Annotated in this window: 11 protein-coding genes; 8 read left to right on the forward strand and 3 right to left on the reverse strand. The window is 72.3% G+C overall.

The features are described 5' to 3' along the window. The first annotated feature begins 453 nt into the window (after positions 1-453). Positions 454-4419 carry a type VII secretion protein EccC gene (locus RNL97_RS09505; RefSeq protein ID WP_032764909.1) on the forward strand — a complete coding sequence of 1322 codons (3966 nt, stop codon included), beginning with the start codon at positions 454-456 and terminating at the stop codon, positions 4417-4419. Between the two features lie 142 nt (positions 4420-4561). Here the strand turns inward: RNL97_RS09505 and RNL97_RS09510 are convergent, their stop codons facing one another. After that, the gene (locus tag RNL97_RS09510) at positions 4562-5746 is read right to left on the reverse strand and encodes a S8 family serine peptidase (RefSeq protein WP_050499942.1); all 1185 of its coding nucleotides are present in this window, start codon (positions 5744-5746) and stop codon (positions 4562-4564) included. Between the two features lie 251 nt (positions 5747-5997). On the opposite strand from RNL97_RS09510, the gene RNL97_RS09515 reads away from it, so the two are divergent. Both RNL97_RS09515 and RNL97_RS09520 read left to right on the forward strand, forming a co-directional pair. Beyond that, entirely contained in the window at positions 5998-9306 is a 3309-nt protein-coding gene (locus RNL97_RS09515; protein ID WP_030577719.1) for a right-handed parallel beta-helix repeat-containing protein, read from the forward strand. Between the two features lie 100 nt (positions 9307-9406). Continuing rightward, positions 9407-10120, forward strand: coding sequence for a DinB family protein (locus tag RNL97_RS09520; RefSeq protein WP_030577717.1), 714 nt, complete (start codon positions 9407-9409; stop codon positions 10118-10120). Between the two features lie 17 nt (positions 10121-10137). Here RNL97_RS09520 and RNL97_RS09525 read toward each other — a convergent pair whose 3' ends face one another. Further along, positions 10138-10797, reverse strand: coding sequence for a pirin family protein (locus tag RNL97_RS09525; protein WP_313750575.1), 660 nt, complete (start codon positions 10795-10797; stop codon positions 10138-10140). 210 nt (positions 10798-11007) lie between these two features. On the opposite strand from RNL97_RS09525, the gene RNL97_RS09530 reads away from it, so the two are divergent. The 5 genes from RNL97_RS09530 to RNL97_RS09550 all read left to right on the forward strand — a co-directional run bounded on the left by RNL97_RS09530 (position 11008) and on the right by RNL97_RS09550 (position 15906). Continuing rightward, positions 11008-12207, forward strand: a complete 1200-nt coding sequence (locus RNL97_RS09530) for a PucR family transcriptional regulator (RefSeq protein WP_030577707.1) — start codon at positions 11008-11010, stop codon at positions 12205-12207. 89 nt (positions 12208-12296) lie between these two features. Next, positions 12297-13214: an ACP S-malonyltransferase gene (locus RNL97_RS09535; RefSeq protein ID WP_030577705.1), complete on the forward strand. Its 918-nt coding sequence runs from the start codon at positions 12297-12299 to the stop codon at positions 13212-13214. A gap of 9 nt (positions 13215-13223) precedes the next feature. Next, the gene (locus RNL97_RS09540) at positions 13224-14255 is read left to right on the forward strand and encodes a ketoacyl-ACP synthase III (RefSeq protein WP_030577703.1); all 1032 of its coding nucleotides are present in this window, start codon (positions 13224-13226) and stop codon (positions 14253-14255) included. 63 nt (positions 14256-14318) lie between these two features. Further along, positions 14319-14567 carry an acyl carrier protein gene (locus RNL97_RS09545; RefSeq protein ID WP_003969376.1) on the forward strand — a complete coding sequence of 83 codons (249 nt, stop codon included), beginning with the start codon at positions 14319-14321 and terminating at the stop codon, positions 14565-14567. 76 nt (positions 14568-14643) lie between these two features. Further along, a complete protein-coding gene (locus tag RNL97_RS09550) occupies positions 14644-15906 on the forward strand; it encodes a beta-ketoacyl-[acyl-carrier-protein] synthase family protein (protein ID WP_030577702.1) in 1263 nt (420 codons plus the stop codon). A 166-nt stretch (positions 15907-16072) separates the two neighbouring features. Here RNL97_RS09550 and RNL97_RS09555 read toward each other — a convergent pair whose 3' ends face one another. Next, the gene (locus RNL97_RS09555; protein ID WP_030577700.1) at positions 16073-16567 is read right to left on the reverse strand and encodes a DUF3145 domain-containing protein; all 495 of its coding nucleotides are present in this window, start codon (positions 16565-16567) and stop codon (positions 16073-16075) included. Positions 16568-16637: the final 70 nt, after the last annotated feature.

Consider the following 16637-nt stretch of genomic DNA (forward strand, 5'->3'; position numbering starts at 1 on the left):
CCGTCCGCGTTCGGCGAATTGCGGCAGGGTCGGCCGTACGGGCACGAAGGGCGGTTCGGCATGCGCGGTTTCGGCCGGGAAATAGCTCCGCGTGTGCCCGTCCGACCGGAAAGGCCGTTCCGCGTGTGCCCGTCCGGGCAGGAAAAAGGCTCCAGGGGCGCCCGTTCGGCCGGTAAGCGCCTCCGTTTGCCCTCTTCCGGCCGGGCGAACGGCCGCGCGGGTCCTGCCCCGAAGCCGTGATGTAGCCGAACTGTGACACGGCGGTCCGGCCCCCTCCCGCCCACCGCGGGAGCCCCGGGCGGGCTTTCGGCCCCGGCCGGGGCGCGGCGTAGGGTGCGTGCACGGCGAAGGGCTGTCCGCGTCCCGGCCCCCGGTCGACGGCGGGCGGCGTGCCCTGCGGCGCCGTTCCGCCCGCTCTCCCCCCATGTCCCTGAAGGAGACGGTTCCTTGAGTGTGATCCTGTTCCGCCGCCCGGCCCGACGCCGCGGCCCGGAGATGCCCGACGGGGAGCTGAATCTCCAGGAGCCGCCGGTCCTCCCCGAGACGGTGCCCGACACCTCCGCCGTGTGGACGTACCTGCCGATGGCGCTGATGTCGGTCTCGATGATGTTCATGTTCATGCGCCCCGGTATGACCCGGGGCTCCGGTGGGTTCATCTACATCGCCCTGGGGCTGATGGTGCTCGGTGCCGCCGCGATGTTCATCGGCCAGTTCATGCGCCGGGCGGCGGAGCGCAAGCAGAAGCTCAAGGGCGAGCGCCGGGACTATCTGCGCTATCTCACCCAGATCCGGCGCAAGGTGCGCGGCGCCGTCGTGGACCAGCAACTGGCCCTGGCATGGCGGCACCCGGAGCCCGCCGCCCTGTGGTCGATGACCGGCACCACCCGGCTGTGGGAGCGGCGCCCCCGGGACGAGGACTTCGGCGAGATCCGGATGGCCGTCGGCGAGCAGAAGCTGGGCCTGAAGCTGGCGTCGAACTCGACCAACCCCGTGGAGGACCTGGAGCCGCTCAGCGCCCACGCGTTGCGCAGCTTCATCCGCGCCTACTCGACGGTGCCGGACCAGCCCATCGCGATCTACCTGCGCGCCTGGGCCCGCGTGCTGTTCCAGGGCGACGAGGAGCGGATACGCTCCCTGGTGCGGGCGCTGCTCGCCCAGTTGGCCACCTTCCACTCGCCGGACGACGTGTGGATCACGTTCTGCGTCTCCGACGAGCGGCGCGCGGACTGGGAGTGGACGAAATGGCTCCCCCACAGCCTGCACCCGCACGACACGGACGGCGCGGGCCCGACCCGGATGACCGTCTCCGCCTGGGGCGAGCTGGAGAACCTGCTCGGCGCCGAGTTCACGGAGCGGCCGCAGTTCGACCCGGACGCGGTGCCCGGACGCGAGGAGCCGTTCACCGTGATCGTCGTGGACGGCGGGGTCATTCCGGCGGGTCACCGGCTCGACGGCCCCGGCTTCCGCAACACGGTCGTCCTGGACCTCAGCGGCGCCCTCTCCTGGCGCCCCGGCCGCATCACTCTGCGCTTCACGGTCGATGAGGACGGACTCGGCCTGGTGCGGACCGACCGCGAGCGCAAGGAGCAGGTCACCCGGCTCGGCCGGCCCGACACCTTCGGGCTCACGGGCGCGGTGTCGCTCGCGCGGCGGCTCGCCCCGTACCGCATGGGCCTGGGCTCGGCGTCGGACTCCTCCGAGCCGCTCTCCGCCAACGTGGAACTGACCACGCTGCTGGGCATACCCGACCTGCACCGCCACGAACCGAACACCCTGTGGCAGCAGCACACCGGCCCCAACCGGCTCAAGGTGCCGATCGCGGTCGGCGCGGACGGCGAGCCGGTCGAGCTGGACATCAAGGAGTCCGCCCAGGGCGGCACCGGGCCGCACGGGATGCTGATCGGCGCCACCGGCTCCGGCAAGAGCGAACTGCTGCGCACCCTGGTCCTCTCGCTCGCCCTGACGAACTCCTCGGAGACGCTCAACTTCGTCCTGGTCGACTTCAAGGGCGGTGCCACCTTCCTGGGTCTCGAGGACCTCCCGCACACCTCCGCCGTCATCACCAACCTGGCGGGCGAGGCGGCGCTGGTCGGCCGTATGCAGGACGCCCTGCACGGCGAGCTGATGCGCCGGCAGGAGCTGCTGCGGTCGGCGGGCAACTACACCTCCGCGCTGGACTACGAGAAGGCCCGCGCGTCCGGCGTCCCGCTGGAGCCGCTGCCCAGCCTGTTCGTCGTCGTCGACGAGTTCAGCGAGCTGCTGGCGGCGCACCGCGAGTTCATGGAGCTGTTCGTGATGATCGGCCGTCTCGGCCGGTCCCTCGGCGTGCACCTGCTGCTCGCCTCGCAGCGCCTGGACGAGGGCCGCATGCACCAGTTGGAGAGCCATCTCTCCTACCGGATCGGTCTGCGGACGTTCTCCGCGATGGAGAGCCGCGGCGTGCTCGGTGTGCCCGACGCCTACCAGCTGCCCTCGGCCCCCGGGAGCGGCTTCCTCAAGTCGGGCGTGGAGGCGCTGACCCGGTTCCGCGCCGCCTACGTCTCCGGCCCCTACCAGCAGCGCCGGGGCAGTGCGAACCAGGCGCGGGTAGCCAGCCAGACCGTGCCGTGGACCAGCAGTTACGTCGTGCCGCGCCAGCTTCCGGACACCCCGGAACCCGAGCCCGAGCAGCACGAGGAGACCGGTGAGACCCTGCTCTCGGTCGCCGTGGACCGCCTGCTGACCGCAGGACCGCCGGCCCACCAGGTGTGGCTGCCGCCGCTGGACCTCCCCGCCACGCTCGACCAGGTGCTGCCGCCGCTCACCCCGCACCCCGAGTACGGGTTGACGACCGACGCGTCGCATCGCGGACGGCTCACCATCCCGCTCGGCATCGTCGACCGCCCCTTCGACCAGCTGCGCGACCTGCTGACCGTCGACCTCTCGGGCGCGGGCGGGCACATCGCCATCGCGGGCGGACCGCAGAGCGGCAAGAGCACGATGGTCCGGACGATCATCACCGCGCTGGCGCTCACCCACACTCCGCGCGAGGTCCAGTTCTACTGCCTCGACTTCGGCGGCGGCACGCTCGCCGGGCTGGCCGGACTGCCGCACGTCAGCGGCGTCGCGGCACGACTGGACGCCGAGCGGGTGGGCCGTACGATCTCCGAGGTCACGACCCTGCTGGCGGAGCGCGAACGGTTCTTCCTGGACAACGGCATCGACTCGATGGCGACGTTCCGCCGCCGGCTGGCCGCCGGGGAGTTTCCGGAGCACCACCACGGCGACGTGTTCCTGGTGATCGACGGCTGGTCGACGGTGCGCCAGGACTTCGACCGGCACATCCAGACGTTCGGCGCGATCGCCGCGCGCGGTCTGAACTACGGCATCCACCTGATCGTCACCACCGCCCGCTGGGTGGAGGTGACCTCGGCGATCCGGGACCAGGCCGCGACCCACCTGGAGCTGCGGATGGGTGACCCGATGGACTCCGAGATCGACAACCGGCGCGCCGCGACCGTGCCCCGGCTGCCGGGACGCGGCCTGACCCGGGACGCCAAGCTGCACTACCTCACGGCGCTGCCGCGCATCGACGGCGTCGAGTCCGCCGACGACCTCTCCGACGGGGTGGCCGGCCTGGTGGCGGCGGTCCGCGAGAGCTGGCAGGGCCCGCCCGCTCCGCAGGTGCGGATGCTGCCGACCCGGCTCAAGCTGTCCGAACTCCCGGCGCCCAAGGGCGACTTCAAGATGCCCATCGGTTTGGAGGAAGAGCGCCTGTCGACCGTGTGGCACGACTTCTCCGAGACCCCCCACATGATCGTGGTCGGGGACACCGAGAGCGGCAAGACCAACATGCTGCGGATGACGGCCAAGGCCATCATGGACCGGTACACCCCGGCCGAGGCGCGGATCATGGTCGTGGACTACCGCCGCGCCCTGGTGGAGGCCATCCCGGACGCGTACCGGCTCGGCCACGCGGTGTCGATGGACGCCCTCAAGGAGCTGATCGGCGGCGCGGCGCGGGCGGTGGCGGCGCGCGTACCGGGCCCGGAGATCACCCCGGCGCGGATGCGCACGTGCGACTGGTGGGACGGGCCGCGGCTGTTCATCCTCGTGGACGACTACGACATGCTCGGCACCAGTGCGATGAACGCGCCGTTCGACCCGCTGCTGAACCACCTCGCGCTCGGCTACGAGGTCGGTCTGCACCTGGTCGTCGCCCGCTCGGCCGCCGGTGCGGGCCGAGGCCTGGGCGAGCCCATGCTGCGGCGTATGCAGGAGGTCAACACCCCGACGCTGCTGCTGTCGTGCCCGCCGTCGGAGGGCTTCATCCTGGGCAGCGTCAAGGGCCGCAACCTGCCGCCGGGCCGAGGCACGCGGGTGACGCGCCGCAAGCAGATCCAGGTGCAGACGGCGGTGCTGGAGGACGAGGAGTCCTGAACCGCGGGCCGCACGGGGCTCCCCGGTCCGGGGGCAGCACGGTGAGGCCGGGGCCCTGGCCTCACCCGGCCCTCAGCAGCGCCTCAGGGGGTGCCGGAGCCGCTCCGCCACGCGGGACGGTCCCAGCACCCCCCGAGCGCCCTCAGCTCCCCGCAGGACGCCAGCCGCGGGCCCGCCCGCGCGGGATCACCACCGCGCCCGCGGCGACCAGCAGCACCACGCCGCCGCCCACGCCCGCCGCGATCAACGCGCGGGTACGGGGCTCCGCCGCGGGCGGCGGCGGGACCTCGGCCCGCTCGGTCCGGGGCACCGTCCCCTTCTCGTCCGTCAGGACGGCCGTCAGGGCCGCGTACGGGTCCAGGCGCGGCGGGCTCGCCGGGTAGGCCGCCTCGGTCAGGCGGCGTGCCGTGTCGGCCGCCGACAGCTTCGGGTGGCGCGCTCGCACCTGCGCCGCCGCCCCCGCGACGTGCGCGGCGGCGAACGAGGCCCCGTAGCCGATGAAGTGGCCCGAGCCCTCGGGGCCGATGCTCACCACCGCGTCCCCGGGCGCGGCCAGGTCCGCGCCGCCCACCACGGGCGCGTTGGTGGGGCGCTGCCCGTCCGGGCCGTAGTCCGTCACACCGATCGCCCCCGGGGCGGCGGCGGGCCAGTACCAGGCGGCGGGCTCCGCGTCCCTCGGCAGCACGTCCGGGGCCAGCGGGGCCACGACCAGCGCGTCCTTGTCGCTCGCGTAGGCGACCGCCCTGGTCAGCTCCGCCTTGCCGCCGGCCAGGGCGGCGGCGACGTAGATGACGGAGGCGCCCTCGTCGGCCGCCTCGCGGATGCCGGCGGCGACCTGGGCGACCGTGGACCCGCCGCGCTCGTCCGCGCCCCGTACGGCCAGGATGCGGGCCTCGGGGGCCAGTCCGGCCGGCCCTCCGGCGGCACCCGGGGTCGCCGCTATCAGACCGGCCGCGAAGGTGCCGTGCCCCACGCAGTCCTTGCCCGCGTCCCCGATCGCGGTCACCCGGCCGGAGAGCGCCGGGGCCGACTGCCCGACCCCCGTGTCCACGACGGCCACGGTCTGCCCGGCGCCCTGGGAGAGCGGCCGCGCGCGGGCCGCCCCGAGCGCGCCCATGGTCCAGGGCTCGGACCGGGCCTTCACCTCGGAGGCCTCGACGCAGGTGTCGTCCTCCGCCAGTACGGAACGTACGACGGGGAGTCCCACGGAATCGGCCGCGGCTGGCGTGGTGCCCGCGGCGGCCAGCGCGGTCGGGAGCACGGTGAGCGACAGGGCGGCGGCGACGGCCGTGGCCCGTGGGCGGCGGCGAACTCGGGCAGGGGGCATGGCGCGCATGATAGGCCGAACGGATGACGGTATGCCGCACGGGATGCGGCACCCGCTTTTCGGTTCCGGCCTGAACTGTCCTGTCCCACCTGGAACATCGCGGTGCCGGTCCCGTAGCCTTCCTCGCGTGCGCACAGCTGCACGGCCCCGACGCGATCCGGTTTCCTCCGGCCCGGCGGGAGATGCAGGCACCTCCTTCCGCTCCCCGGCGGGAGAGGCGGGCAGCGGCACCACTAGGAGGAGGATCGGGCGTGTCACGGCAATTGCTCAGGGTCGGGTCGGACCAACCGGACAGCTTCCGGACGATCGGTGAAGCCCTGGACAAGGCACGCACGGGTGCGGTGATCCGGGTGAGCCCAGGCCGCTACCCGGAGAACCTGACGGTGCGGACGCGGGTCACCATCGTCGCGGACGGGGAGCCGGGCAGCGCCGAGATCTGCCCGCGGCGGGGCACCGCAGTCATCCTGGTCGCCGACGCCGTCATGCTCACCGACCTCACCCTGCGCGGCGGGAGCGAGGACCTGCCGGTGGTCGACGCCCCGCGCGGCCAGGTAGCGATGGACGGGTGCACGATCGTCGGCTCCGGCTGGACGGCCGTGCTGGCCCGGGAGTCGGGCTCGGTCGCCATGCGCGACTGCCAGGTCAGCAACCCCAAGGGCGCCGGGGTCGTGGACTCCGCACCCACGGGCAGCGTCATAGCCGGCTGCCGCATATCGAACCTCGGAACCTCCGGCGTCGTCATCGGCGCGGAGGCCCGGACGACGGTGCGGGACTGCCGCATCCTCGACGCGCGGGCCAACGGCGTACTGACCTCGGACGAGGCACAGGGCCTGGTGGAGGACTGCGACATCTCCGGCACGGACAAGCCGTCCATCGCCCTGGAGGGCCGCAGCGGTACCCGGGTCCTGCGCACCACCGTGCACGACACCTCCGTCGGCGTCTACATCACCAGCTCCGCCCGCCCGTCCCTGGAGAGCGTCTCCGTCAGCGACACCTCCGGCCCCGGCATCATGCTGGCCGTGAGCGCCGACCCGGAGTTCCTCGACTGCCGGACCTCGCGTACCAAGGGCAGCGGCCTCGTGGTCAGCGAGCGCTCCCGGGGCACCTTCCAGCACTGCGAGTTCGACACCGCCGCCGCCCCGGCTGTCCGGGTGATCAACTCCAGCTCACCCACCCTGATCGGCTGCGCGGTGCGCGACTGCGCGGACGCGAACGGTGCCGTCCTGCTGGAGGAGGACTCGACCGCCGAGTTCGACGAACTGCTCGTCAGCGACGCGGCCGGAGTCGCCGTCCGTATCCGCACCGGGGCCGACCCGCTGCTGCGCCGCGTGCGGATCACCTCGCCGGGCGGCAACGGTGTCGAGGTGGCCGAGGACGGACGCGGCCGGCTGGAGCACTGCGAGATCGACCGCGCGGGCGGATCGGCGGTACGGATCGCCTCGGGCGGCAACCCCGACATCCGCGACACGGTCATGAGAGCGGCCGAGGACACCACGATCTCCGTCGGCACGGAGGGGCGGGGCACCGTCCGGGACTGCGCCGTCGAGTTCGCGGCGGCGGGCGGCATCACGGTGGACAACGGCGGTGAACTCTCCGTCCTGCGCGTCCACATCACCGACTCCGGCGCCCACGGTGTCCTCCTCGCCAACGGTTCCCGCGCCACGCTCACCTCCTCGCAGGTCATCGGCAGCGTCGGCGACGGCATCCGGATCGACAGCGCGGAACCGGTCACCGTCGCCGACTGCACCGTCCGCGACAACCGCGGTGCGGGCCTGCGACAGACCCGGATCAACGAACGCCTCACGATCGAGGGCCTCAACAGCGCCGGCAACGCGGTCCCGGACGCCTGGGGCGACACTCTCCCTCCGGACGTCGCGGGCGGCGGCCCCGACGCCGCGAAGAAGGGGCCCGAGGGTCCGCTGGAGGAGCTGGAGTCCCTCGTCGGCCTCGCCGAGGTCAAGAGCCAGGTGCGCAACCTGGTCAACCTGAACCAGCTCAACCAGCGCCGTGCCCAGCTCGGCATGCCCGTCGCCCAGGTCAGCCGCCACCTGGTCTTCTCCGGTCCGCCCGGCACCGGAAAGACGACGGTCGCCAGGCTGTACGGCGGCATCCTGGCCGATCTCGGCGTCCTCAGGTCGGGACACCTCGTGGAGGTCTCCCGCGCCGACCTGGTCGCGCAGGTGATCGGCGGCACGGCCATCAAGACCACCGAGGCGTTCAACGAGGCGCTGGGCGGGGTGCTGTTCATCGACGAGGCGTACACCCTGCTCTCCGACAGCAAGGGCTCCGGGGCCGACTTCGGCCGCGAGGCGGTCGACACGCTGCTGAAGCTGATGGAGGACCACCGCGACGACGTCGCCGTGATCGCCGCCGGGTACACCGGTGAGATGGAGAGCTTCCTCTCCTCCAACCCGGGTCTGGCTTCCCGGTTCACCCGGACCATCGACTTCGCCAACTACTCGGTGGACGAGCTGGTGACCATCACCGAGAACATGTGTCTGGGCCATCGCTACGAGCTGGCCCCCGAGACCCGGGAGGCCCTGGCCCGGCACTACGAACGCATGCCGCGCGACGCCACGTTCGGCAACGGCCGCGCGGCACGCCGGGTGTTCGAGGAGATGGTGGACCGCCAGGCCTCCCGGTTCGCCTCGATGAAGAATCCCGCCGAGAGCGACCTGGCCCTCCTGCTGCCCGAGGACGTCGCACCCGACACGGGCACACCGGCGGACGAGGGCCCGGGCTCCGAGGAACTCCTCGCCCAGCTGCACTCCATGATCGGCCTCACGGCGGTGAAGAACGAGGTGACCGCGCTGGTCAACCTCCTCACCGCGACGAAGCAGCGCAGGGCCGCCGGACTCCCCACCCCGAAGATCAGCAACCATCTCATCTTCTCCGGGCCGCCCGGTACGGGCAAGACCACCATCGCGCGGCTGTACGCAGACCTGCTGCGCTCCCTCGGAGTGCTGCCCAAGGGCCAGTTGGTCGAAGTGGCGCGCGCCGACCTGGTCGGCCGGTACGTGGGCCACACCGCGCAGTTGACCAAGGAGGCCTTCGAACGCGCTCTGGGCGGTGTGCTGTTCGTCGACGAGGCGTACACGCTCACGCCGGAGGGCGCGACCTCCGACTTCGGCCGCGAGGCGGTCGACACGCTGCTGAAGCTGATGGAGGACCACCGCGACGAGGTCGTGGTCATCGCCGCCGGGTACACCCGCGAGATGCGCCGCTTCCTCGATTCCAACCCGGGCCTGGCCTCGCGGTTCTCGCGCACGGTGGAGTTCGAGAGCTACTCCACGGACGACCTGCTGGAGATCCTCACCCAGCAGGCCACCGGCTACGGGTACGACTGCTCCACGGAGACGATCGCCGCGCTGTACGCCTACGTGGATTCCCTGCCGCGCGACCACTCCTTCGGCAACGCGCGGACGGCCCGTCAGATCCTGGAGGCGATGATGACGCGCCAGGCGGGCCGCCTCGGTGCGATGTCCGCACCGAGCCTGGACGATCTGCGCCTGCTGCTCCCGGACGATCTGCCCCCGGAGGTGGCGGCGGTGCAGCACTGACCGGGCAGCTCCGGAATTCGGTCGCGCGCCACGGGGTGAGCCGTTGGCTTCCCTCCGGACGCCGGGGCCTGCCCGGGGCTCTACGACGAGGGGGCTGCGGATGAGCGGCGAGGGTCCACGGACCGACCGACTGGGTGTTCTGCTCGAACAGTTCGATCAGGCACGGGAGATGGCCGAGGTCCGGCTGCACGGACTCGGGGACGAGGAGTACCTCTGGGAGCCCGCCCCCGGCAGCTGGTCGGTCCGGCGCCGGGAGGAGGCGGTGACGCCCCGGGCGTACGGCCCCGGCGCCTGGGTCATCGACAAGGGGGCGCCGGAGATTCCGGCGAGCGAGTACGCGGAGGTCGCGCGGCAGGCGGCGGACGGGATGTCCGTCGCGGAGATCGCCGAGGACTGGGGCGTGAGCGCCGAACGGGTCGAGGAGGTCCTCGCCTTCACCGGTGAGCCGGAGCCCGACGTCGTACCGGTCACCACCATCGCGTGGCGGCTCGGACATCTGCACTCCGACTTCGCGGGCCGCTGGGAGTGGACCTTCGGCGGGCGGCGGCGGGACCCGCGTCTGCTGGTCGACTTCACCCCGTCCGCCTCGCTCGCGCTGGAGCGGTTCTGGGCGACCCTCGACCGCCATCGCGCGAGCGTCGGCACGCTCACCGAGGAGCAGCTCGACACGGTCGGCCTCTCGCAGTACCCGTACGGCTCCGATCCCCACGACGCGTACATCGGCACACTGGCCAACGCCAATCTGGAGCTCATCCACCACATGGCCGAGATCGCGCTGCTGCGTGACCTGTGGCGGGCCCGCGGGGGCGCGTAGGGACGGGACCGGCGCCGTCAGCCCGCCAGCTCCCAGACCAGCAGCTCCGCCGGGCCCGCCACCGCGACCGCCGCCAGGCCCCGGGCGCCGGTGATCCGGGCGGCGTCGCCGGGACCCAGTTCCCCGCCGCCGAGACCGACGCGGCCCCGCACCACATGCACGTACAGGCGCACCGCGTCCGCGACCGCGGTGCGTTCGCCCTCGGCCAGGCGGCGGACGTGGAGCATCGCGCCCGCGCCGGGCAGGGCGTACGGGGTGGAGTCGGCGATGCCGGGCACCACCGTGTACGACGGTTCGCCGCCCGGCTCCAGAGGGGCCAGCCACATCTGGAGGAAGGCCAACGGGTCGGTACTGTCGTTGCGTTCGACGTGGCGGACCCCGGAGGCGGCGCTCAGGTGGGCCACGTCCCCGGCCCGGACGGCGGTGGAGTGGCCGGCCGAATCGCGGTGGGTCAGCTCGCCCTCGACGACCCAGGTGACGATCTCCGTATGGCTGTGCGGGTGCTCCTCGAACCCGGCGCCGGGCGCGAGGCGTTCCTCGTTGCAGGCCAGGATCGGACCGAAGCGGAGGTTGTCGGGGTCGTAGAAGGGACCGAAGGAGAGGGCGTGCCGGGTGTCGATCCCGGCGGCCTCGTCGCCGCCCCGGTAGCGGTCCTCGGACCGGTGCACGGATATCACCCGGCCACGGTAGCCCGGGGGACGCCGATCCGGCTCGGTGCGGGCAGAGGCGGGACGCCCGTACGGCTCGGCACGGGCACAGGCGGGACGCCGCTGCGGCTTCGCGCGGTGCGGGCGGGGCCTTGCGCCCCGTGTTGCACTACCCGTCGGTACGGGGCAGCGTCGCCCCGCCCCACCGGTCCACCGGCCCGATAAGGCAGTCTTGTCCTCGTGCCCCGACCCGATCCTGAGCATTCCGCCGCCCACGACGCCCACCTGCATGCCGCGACCCTGAAACGGCTGGAGCAGTCCTCCGGCCGGCTGGCAGCGAACGCGATTGCCCGCATGGACGAATCGCTGCCGTGGTACCGGGCGATGCCGCCGGAGAACCGGTCCTGGATCGGCCTGGTCGCCCAGGCCGGTATCGCCGCGTTCACCGAGTGGTTCCGGCATCCCGAGACCCCGCAGGCGATCTCGACCGATGTGTTCGGCACCGCCCCGCGCGAACTGACCCGGGCCATCACCCTGCGGCAGACCGTGGAGATGGTGCGGACCACGATCGAGGTCATGGAGGCCGCGATCGAGGAGGTGGCCGCCCCCGGCGACGAGTCGCTGCTGCGGGAGGCACTGCTCGTCTACGCCCGCGAGATCGCCTTCGCCACCGCCCAGGTATACGCCCAGGCCGCCGAGGCCCGGGGCGCCTGGGACGCCCGGCTGGAGTCGCTGGTGGTGAACGCGGTGCTCTCCGGCGAGGCCGACGAGGGCGCCGTCTCCCGGGCCGCCGCGCTCGGCTGGAACTCCCCGGAGCACGTGTGCGTCATCCTCGGCACCGCACCCGACGGGGACAGCGAGCTGACCGTTGAGGCGATCCGGCGCGCCGCCCGGCACGCCAAGCTCCAGGTCCTCACCGGGGTTCTCGGCAACCGGCTCGTCGTCATCGCGGGCGGCAGCGACAATCCGCTCCAGGTCGCGAAGGGCCTGATCGGGCCGTACGCGGCCGGGCCTGTCGTGGCGGGGCCCGTCGTGCCCGACCTGCTGGCCGCGACCCGGTCCGCGCAGGCGGCGGCGGCCGGGCTGAAGGCGTGCTCGGCGTGGCAGGACGCGCCGCGCCCGGTGCTGGCGGACGATCTCCTCCCGGAGCGCGCGATGGCCGGAGACCCGGCCGCGCGGGACCAGTTGGTGGAGGAGATCTACAGACCGCTGGAGGAGGCCGGTTCGGCTCTCCTGGAAACGCTGAGTGTCTATCTGGAGCAGGCGAGCAGTCTGGAAGGGGCCGCCCGGATGCTTTTTGTGCACCCCAACACCGTGCGCTACCGGCTTCGACGTGTGACCGACGTCACCGGATGGTCACCCTCCGACGTGCGCTCCGCGTTCACGCTGCGGATCGCCCTGATCCTGGGGCGCTTGGCCGCAGCGGATCCTCAGTCCTAGACTTTTGTTGGACTTCAACAATTCCCCCGACGGTTCTTCGTCCCTGTCCCCACGGGCGTACGGAGCCGTCCACAAGAGAGAGTGTGAGGGTGCTCGTACTCGTCGCTCCCGGCCAAGGCGCTCAGACGCCCGGCTTCCTGACTCCCTGGCTCGACCTCCCCGGTGCCGCCGACCGCATCGCGGCCTGGTCCGACGCCATCGGGCTCGACCTCGCCCACTTCGGCACGGCGGCCGACGCGGACGAGATCCGCGACACCGCCGTGGCCCAGCCGCTCCTGGTGGCCGCCGGGCTGCTGTCGGCGGCCGCCCTGGACGCCGCCTCCCCCGACGTCGTCGCGGGCCACAGCGTCGGTGAGATCACCGCCGCCACGCTCGCCGGTGTCATCGAGGACGAGGCCGCCCTGCGCTTCGTCCGGACCCGCGGGCTCGGCATGGCCGAGGCCGCCGCGGTCACCGAGACCGGTATGGCGGCCCTCCTCGGCGGCGACCCCGCCGTCACGGTCCCGCACCTGGAGAAGCTCGGGCTGACCCCGGCCAACGTCAACGGCGCCGGCCAGATCGTCGCCGCCGGCACCGCCGCGCAGCTCGCCGCCCTGGAGGCCGACAAGCCCGAGGGCGTGCGCCGGGTCGTCCCGCTGAAGGTGGCCGGCGCGTTCCACACGCACCACATGGCCCCGGCTGTGGAGAAGCTGCGCGCGGCGGTCGGCGACCTCACCGTCTCCGACCCGACGGTGCGCTACGTTTCCAACGCCGACGGCCACACCGTGGCCACCGGCACCGAGGTCATCGCCCGGCTGGTCGGGCAGGTCGCCAACCCGGTCCGTTGGGACCTGTGCATGGAGACCTTCCAGGCCCTGGGCGTCACCGCACTCGTCGAGCTGAGCCCCGGCGGCACGCTGACCGGTATCGCCAAGCGTGCGCTGCCCGGCGTGCGGACGCTGGCGCTCAAGACCCCCGACGACCTCGACGCGGCCCGCGCGCTCATCTCCGAGCACGCAGGCGTCTAAGGAGCGAGCATGTCGAAGATCAAGCCCAGCAAGGGCGCCCCGTACGCACGGATCCTCGGGGTCGGCGGCTACCGCCCGACCCGGGTCGTGCCGAACGAGGTGATCCTCGAGACGATCGACTCGTCCGACGAGTGGATCCGCTCCCGCTCCGGCATCGTCACCCGCCACTGGGCCTCCGACGAGGAGACCGTGGCCGCGATGTCGGTCGAGGCGTCCGGCAAGGCCATCGCCGACGCGGGCATCGACCCCGAGCAGATCGGCGCGGTCGTCGTCTCGACCGTCTCGCACTTCAAGCAGACTCCGGCCGTCGCCACCGAGATCGCGCACCGGATCGGCGCGGGCAAGCCCGCCGCCTTCGACATCTCGGCCGGCTGCGCGGGCTTCGGCTACGGCCTCACCCTCGCCAAGGGCATGGTCGTCGAGGGATCGGCCCAGTACGTACTGGTGATCGGCGTGGAGCGGCTCAGCGACCTGACCGACCTGGAGGACCGCGCGACGGCCTTCCTGTTCGGTGACGGCGCGGGCGCGGTCGTCGTCGGCCCCTCCCAGGAGCCGGCCATCGGCCCGACCGTGTGGGGCTCCGAGGGCGACAAGTCCGAGACCATCAAGCAGACGGTCGGCTGGAACGAGTTCCGCCTCGGCGACGTCTCGCAGCTGCCGCTCGACTCGAAGGGCGAGGTCAAGTTCCCCGCCATCACGCAGGAGGGCCAGGCGGTCTTCCGCTGGGCCGTCTTCGAGATGGCGAAGGTCGCCCAGCAGGCGCTGGACGCGGCCGGGATCGCCCCGGAGGACCTGGACGTCTTCATCCCGCACCAGGCCAACATGCGGATCATCGACTCGATGGTGAAGACCCTGAAACTGCCGGAGCACGTCACGGTCGCCCGTGACATCGAGTCCACCGGCAACACGTCCGCCGCCTCGATTCCGCTCGCCATGGAGCGGCTCCTGGCGACCGGTCAGGCGAAGAGCGGCGACACCGCGCTCGTCATCGGCTTCGGGGCGGGTCTCGTCTACGCCGCGACGGTCGTTACCCTCCCCTAGTCACACCGGACCTTTTGGGTCCGGACGCACGAACACCGAAGAAACCACCGAAGGAGCGCCAAGATGGCCGCCACGCAGGAAGAGATCGTCAAGGGTCTCGCCGAGATCGTCAACGAGATCGCCGGGATCCCGGAGGAGGACGTCCAGCTGGACAAGTCCTTCACCGACGACCTCGACGTCGACTCGCTGTCCATGGTCGAGGTCGTCGTCGCCGCCGAGGAGCGCTTCGACGTGAAGATCCCCGACGAGGACGTCAAGAACCTCAAGACGGTCGGCGACGCCGCCGACTACATCCTGAAGCACCAGGGCTGATCCCAGCCCGGCTGTGTCGCCACCCGGCGGTGGCGCCGCTGATTCACGACCCTCTACACGTGGAGAAGATTTTCCAGTGAACTCGACCAATCGCACCGTGGTCGTCACCGGTATCGGCGCAACCACTCCGCTGGGTGGCGACTCCGCATCGACCTGGGAAGGTCTGATGGCCGGCCGGTCCGGCGTCAAGCCTCTCGAAGGCGAGCGCTTCGCCGAACTGCCCGTCCGGATCGCCGCCCTCGCGGCCGTCGACCCGGGCGAGGTCCTTCCCCGCCCGCTGGCCCGCAAGCTGGACCGCTCGGCGCAGTTCGCGCTGATCGCGGCCCGCGAGGCATGGGCGGACGCGGGCTTCACCGCCAAGGCCGGCGAGGACGAGGCCATCGCCCCCGAGCGCCTCGGCTCGGTCATCGCCTCCGGTATCGGCGGCGTGATCACCCTGCTCGACCAGTACGACGTGCTGAAGGAGAAGGGCGTACGCCGCGTCTCCCCGCACACCGTGCCCATGCTCATGCCCAACGGCCCGGCGGCCAACGTCGGCCTGGAGGTCAACGCCCAGGCCGGTGTCCACACCCCCGTCTCCGCCTGCGCGTCCGGCGCGGAGGCCATCGGGTACGCCGTCGAGATGATCCGTTCCGGCCGTGCCGACGTGGTCGTCGCCGGTGGCACGGAGGCGGCGATCCACCCCCTGCCGATCGCCGCGTTCGCCAACATGATGGCGATGTCCAAGAACAACGACGAGCCCGAGAAGGCCTCGCGTCCGTACGACACCGGCCGGGACGGCTTCGTCCTCGGCGAGGGTGCGGGCGTCGTCATCCTGGAGTCCGCCGAGCACGCCGCGGGGCGTGGCGCGAAGGTCTACTGCGAGGTGCTGGGCCAGGGCCTGTCGGCCGACGCCCACCACATCGCGCAGCCCGAGCCGACCGGGCGGGGTATCGCCGCCGCGATGCAGAACCTGCTGGACTCCAGCGACCTCAAGCCGTCCGAGGTGGTCCACCTCAACGCGCACGCCACGTCGACGCCGCAGGGTGACATCGCGGAGATCAAGGCGCTGCGGAAGGTGCTGGGCGACGACCTGGACCATGTCGCGATCTCGGCGACGAAGTCGATGACAGGTCATCTGCTGGGTGGCGCGGGCGGTATCGAGACGGTGGCCACGGTGCTCGCGCTGCACCACCGCACGGCACCGCCGACCATCAACGTCGACGATCTCGACGAGGCGATCGAGGCGGACGTCGTGCGCGGTGGGCCCCGGGCGCTGCCCGAGGGGCCGATCGCGGCGATCAACAACTCGTTCGGGTTCGGTGGGCACAACGTGGTGCTGGCGTTCCGGTCCGTGTAACCCCTGGTTCGACGAGTGGAGCCCGCTTCCCGGTTGCCGGGAGGCGGGCTCCATCGTGTTCGGGGCTCTGCCCCGGCCCCCGCGCCTCAATCGCCGGAGGGGCTTGAAACGCGGCCGGTCACCGCGGGATCAGGAGCGTCGGCGGGGCTTGCATCGCGCCCCGGAATCAGACGACCTGGTGCAGCCAGCGGACAGGCGCGCCCTCGCCCGCGTGGCGGAAGGACTCCAGCTCGTCGTCCCACGGCTTGCCGAGCAGGGAGGCGATCTCGGCCTCCAGGTCGCTCTCGCCGCGCGCCGAACGCGCCAGGGCGGCCCGCAGCCGGTCCTCGGGGACCAGGATGTCGCCGTGCATGCCGGTGACGGCGTGGAAGATGCCGAGGCCGGGGGTGGAGCTGTAGCGCTCGCCCTCGGCGGTGGGGCACGGCTCGGCGGTCACCTCGAAGCGCAGCAGATCCCAGCCGCGCAGGGCCGAGGCGAGCTGCGAGGCGGTGCCGGCGCGGCCCTTCCAGGAGAACTCGGACCGCCAGGTGCCGGGGGCGGCCGGCTGTCTGATCCAGTCCAGCTGGACCCGCACTCCGAGGACGCCCGCCACTGCCCACTCGACATGTGGGCACAGCGCGCGCGGTGCGGAGTGAACGTACAGGACTCCACGTGTCGTCACCGGAACCTCCCGTGTGGGACGAGGTACGCCTTCCCCAGCGGCCTCGCGTCCGTACCGCCTCTTTCCGGCC

This window comes from Streptomyces parvus, assembly GCF_032121415.1.
Classification (GTDB): Bacteria; Actinomycetota; Actinomycetes; order Streptomycetales; family Streptomycetaceae; genus Streptomyces; species Streptomyces globisporus_A.

Bases quoted from the DNA above. Each gene is read 5' to 3' on its own strand.
- RNL97_RS09545 (WP_003969376.1), top strand. From the start codon at position 14,319: ATGGCCGCCACGCAGGAAGAGATCGTCAAGGGTCTCGCCGAGATCGTC.
- RNL97_RS09510 (WP_050499942.1), bottom strand. From the start codon at position 5,746: ATGCCCCCTGCCCGAGTTCGCCGCCGCCCACGGGCCACGGCCGTCGCC.
- RNL97_RS09520 (WP_030577717.1), top strand. From the start codon at position 9,407: ATGAGCGGCGAGGGTCCACGGACCGACCGACTGGGTGTTCTGCTCGAA.
- RNL97_RS09540 (WP_030577703.1), top strand. From the start codon at position 13,224: ATGTCGAAGATCAAGCCCAGCAAGGGCGCCCCGTACGCACGGATCCTC.